A 612-nucleotide genomic window follows, 5' to 3' on the forward strand; every position below is an offset into this window, starting at 1 on the left:
CCGCCCCAATCAGGAGGCGGGGGTATGAGGCGCACGTTGTCACGCCTCATGTCATTGCTTGGGGTTTCAGTTGATCGGAGCGCCGGAATTGTTTCTGTCGGCAAGCACGATGATGTCCTGAAGTCCTTTGATGAGGGCTTCAGCGGCGTGTCTGGTGAGGCGAAGGTGGGCCGTTGGCACTTCGGCCCCAGGGGCGTCAACGCTAGAAACTCCTGCGCTGAGTGTAGCCTTAATTACTCCGCCAACATGGCCAATAAATGGAACGTTGTCGGCAAAGATAATTGGCGCTCCAACGCCTTCGATGCGCCTCAGATTGTCGCTAATGCTTCTAATTACTGTGTCGGGCGTGTCGCTCATAACAATTCATCCTCTGTTGCATCAGATGGTGATAGCGCGGGAGAGATTCCGACTCTCTCGCGCGCCCCGAGCGTAGCCGATGATGGGGTGACGGGCGAGTGAGCGCGCTCTTCATCTGCGCGCTCATGGCGGTTGCTGTTGCGGCTCGGCTTTGGCCGATCAACCGAACAGGACGTGACACACAGCGGAGACGACGCGGCGACGGTCTTCCATCGTCGCGTCGGGGTTCAGTTCCTTCCACAGGTTCGTAGTTAC

1 protein-coding gene is annotated in these 612 nt (G+C 58.0%); it reads right to left on the bottom strand.

Features of this window, described 5'->3' with window-relative positions; genetic code table 11:
• Positions 1-66 precede the first annotated feature (66 nt).
• Complete coding sequence (locus tag J2D73_RS20240; protein WP_207884217.1) at positions 67-357, bottom strand: hypothetical protein; 291 nt, start codon at positions 355-357, stop codon at positions 67-69.
• Positions 358-612 lie beyond the last annotated feature (255 nt).

Origin of the sequence: Acetobacter sacchari (assembly GCF_017377715.1) — a bacterium.
Taxonomy (GTDB): Bacteria; Pseudomonadota; Alphaproteobacteria; order Acetobacterales; family Acetobacteraceae; genus Acetobacter; species Acetobacter sacchari.

Excerpts from the sequence above, each read along its gene's own strand:
- J2D73_RS20240 (WP_207884217.1), bottom strand. The coding sequence starts at position 357 with ATGAGCGACACGCCCGACACAGTAATTAGAAGCATTAGCGACAATCTG.